This is a genomic window from Thioclava sp. UBA3469 (assembly GCF_002378135.1).
GTDB classification, from domain to species: domain Bacteria; phylum Pseudomonadota; class Alphaproteobacteria; order Rhodobacterales; family Rhodobacteraceae; genus Thioclava; species Thioclava sediminum.
This window is the reverse complement of record NZ_DFRG01000066.1, coordinates 1-3,434: the sequence shown is the minus strand read 5'-3', so window position 1 is coordinate 3,434 and position 3,434 is coordinate 1. Positions and strand designations below refer to the sequence as shown.

At 63.9% G+C, this 3,434-nt stretch carries 2 protein-coding genes; both read left to right on the top strand.

The window, feature by feature from the left end; genetic code table 11:
- The first annotated feature begins 324 nt into the window (after nucleotides 1-324).
- Nucleotides 325-2,643, top strand: coding sequence for an ATP-dependent Clp protease ATP-binding subunit ClpA (gene clpA, locus B3D39_RS05805; RefSeq protein WP_078519409.1), 2,319 nt, complete (start codon nucleotides 325-327; stop codon nucleotides 2,641-2,643).
- 8 nt (nucleotides 2,644-2,651) lie between these two features.
- Nucleotides 2,652-3,434 (top strand): M23 family metallopeptidase (locus B3D39_RS05800; RefSeq protein ID WP_286789500.1); only part of this gene is annotated, 783 nt, incomplete at its 3' end.

Genomic DNA, 3,434 nt, shown 5'->3' with positions numbered 1-3,434 from the left:
CCGCCGGTCTATGAGGATACGCAATACGACACCGCTGAAAGCCGCGGCGAGTCGCCCAAGTAACCGGCAATACGCTTGAACGCGCGAAAACCCTCCCCATATGGGAGAGGTCACACGCAACCCCCCAAGATATTGCGCGCCTCATCGGTATCCCTGCACCGTCGCGCCCGTTAAATGACCGTTTTTTCCGCACGAATCGGAGTCCGGTCGGATTTTGGGCATGAAAAGACTTGAAGCGCGGCGATTTCCACCGAACTTTAATCTTATAGGGCAACACTAGGCTGGGTATCCTCCCGCGCCGCCCTCCGAGGAAAGGAGCAGATAATGCCGTCGTTTTCCAATACGCTCGAACAGGCAATCCACGGGGCGCTGGCGCTCGCCAATGCCCGAAAGCATGAACTCGCGACGCTAGAACACCTGCTCCTCGCCTTGATCGACGAGCCGGACGCCGCGCGGGTGATGAAGGCCTGCGCCGTCGATACCGACGAATTGCGCCAGACCTTGGTGGAGTTCATCGACGATGAGCTGTCCACCCTCGTGACCGAAATCGAAGGCTCGGAAGCCGTGCCGACCGCCGCCTTCCAGCGCGTGATCCAGCGCGCGGCCATCCATGTCCAAAGCTCGGGCCGCTCGGAAGTGACCGGGGCCAATGTGCTCGTCGCGATCTTCGCGGAACGCGAAAGCAACGCCGCCTACTTCCTGCAAGAGCAGGACATGACCCGCTACGACGCGGTGAACTTCATCGCGCATGGCGTGGCGAAAGACCCCGAGTTCGGCGAGACCCGCCCGGTGTCGGGGGCCGAGGAAGAAGCCAAGGCCGAAGGCGCGACCCAGGCCGAAGCCAAGGATTCCGCGCTCGAGAAATACTGCGTGAACCTCAACGCGAAATCCGAGAAGGGCGATGTCGACCCGCTGATCGGGCGCGAGCATGAGGTCGAGCGCTGCATTCAGGTGCTCTGCCGCCGCCGCAAGAACAACCCGCTTCTGGTGGGCGATCCCGGCGTGGGCAAGACCGCAATCGCGGAAGGGCTCGCGCTGAAGATCACGCGCGGCGAAACCCCGGAAATCCTCGCCAATTCGACGATCTACTCGCTCGATATGGGCGCGCTGCTCGCGGGCACCCGCTATCGCGGCGACTTCGAGGAGCGTCTGAAGGCTGTCGTGAAGGAGCTCGAAGAGCATCCCGACGCGATCCTCTTCATCGACGAGATCCACACCGTGATCGGGGCCGGCGCGACCTCGGGTGGCGCGATGGATGCCTCGAACCTCCTGAAGCCCGCGCTTCAGGGCGGCAAGCTGCGCACCATGGGCTCCACCACCTACAAGGAGTTCCGCCAGCATTTCGAGAAGGACCGCGCGCTGAGCCGCCGGTTCCAGAAGATCGACGTGAACGAGCCTTCGGTGCCGGATTCCATCAAGATCCTGATGGGTCTGAAGCCCTATTTCGAGAAGCACCACGACATTCGCTACACCAACGACGCCATCAAGACGGCGGTGGAACTGTCGGCGCGCTATGTCCATGACCGCAAGCTGCCCGACAAGGCGATCGACGTGATCGACGAGGCGGGCGCGGCACAGCATCTCGTGGCCGAAAGCAAGCGGCGCAAGACCATCGGCCCAAAAGAGATTGAGGCGGTCGTCGCCAAGATCGCGCGGATCCCGCCGAAATCGGTCTCGAAGGACGATGCCGAGGTGCTCAAGGATCTCGAGAAGTCCCTCAAGCGCGTCGTGTTCGGTCAGGACAAGGCGATCGAGACGCTGTCCTCCGCGATCAAGCTGGCCCGTGCGGGTCTGCGCGAGCCGGAGAAGCCGATCGGCAACTACCTCTTCGCGGGGCCGACCGGCGTCGGCAAGACCGAGGTCGCCAAGCAGCTCGCCGATACGCTCGGCGTGGAACTGATGCGCTTCGACATGTCGGAATACATGGAGAAGCACGCGGTCTCGCGTCTGATCGGTGCGCCTCCGGGCTATGTCGGCTTCGATCAGGGCGGCATGCTGACCGACAGCGTCGACCAGCACCCGCATTGCGTACTGCTCCTGGACGAGATCGAAAAGGCGCACCCGGATGTCTACAACATCCTGCTGCAGGTGATGGATCACGGGAAGCTCACCGACCATAACGGCCGGACCGTCGACTTCCGCAATGTGATCCTGATCATGACCTCGAATGCGGGCGCCGCCGAACAGGCGAAGACCGCAATCGGTTTCGGGCGCGATCGGCGCGAGGGCGAGGATACGGCCGCGATCGAGCGGACCTTCACGCCCGAGTTCCGCAACCGTCTGGACGCGGTGGTCAGCTTCGCGCCGCTGCCGCGCGAGGTGATCCTGCAGGTGGTCGACAAGTTCGTGCTGCAACTCGAAGCGCAGCTGATCGACCGCAACGTCCATATCGAGCTCACCCCGGCCGCCGCGAACTGGCTCGCCGAGAAGGGCTACGACGACAAGATGGGCGCGCGTCCGCTGGGCCGGGTCATTCAGGAGCATATCAAGAAGCCGCTCGCCGAAGAGTTGCTCTTCGGGAAGCTCACCAAGGGCGGCGTCGCCAAGGTCTCGATCAAGGACGACAAGATCGTCATCAAGGTCGAGGAACCGGGCAAGAAGCGGATTTCCGGCTCCAAGCCGCGCCTGCTGACCGCCGAATGATCTAGACCGTGCTCCGCGCGGTATTGATAAGCCTACTCATCCCGGCCCTGCCCTGCATGGCCGGGACTTTTCTATCCGACGCGCCGAAGCTGCAAATGCCCGTCGAGTGCACGCTTGGCCAAGACTGCTACATCCAGAACTACGTCGACCGCGACCCCAGCCCCGGCGTGCGCGATGCGGGTTGCGGCAGGCTGACCTATGATGGCCACAAGGGCACTGACTTCGCGCTGCTGACCGAAGCGCAGATGCAGGCGGGCGTGCAGGTGATCGCCGCCGCCCCGGGCCGTGTCGTCGCCACCCGAGACGGCGAACCCGACGGGGCTTATGCCAGCGGCCAGAGAGTTGCAGGCAAGGAATGCGGGAACGGGATCGTCATCGACCTCGGCAACGGCTGGCTGACCCAATATTGCCACCTGCGCGACGGCTCCATCTCCGTGACCCGCGGCGATCAGGTCAAGGCGGGCGACGCGCTCGGCCTCGTCGGACAATCGGGCCAAGCGGAATTCCCGCATCTGCATCTCTCGCTGCGCCACGACGACATGGTGATCGATCCGTTCGCCCCTGACCGACAGGACGCCTGCGCCACCAATGCAACTCAGACACTTTGGTCCGCACCCATCACCTATCGGCCGAGCGGATGGCTCGACGCCGGGCTCACCGCCACCGTGCCACGCTTCGAGGCAGTCTTGGCCGGCGCTCCCCTGCCCCCGCCCCGCGACACCGGACCCGCGCTTATCTTGTGGGGTTACGGTTTCGGCCTGCGCGCCGGGGACACGATCGGGTTCGAGATC

Coding starts and splice junctions, on each gene's coding strand:
- clpA (WP_078519409.1), top strand. CDS start 325: ATGCCGTCGTTTTCCAATACGCTCGAACAGGCAATCCACGGGGCGCTG.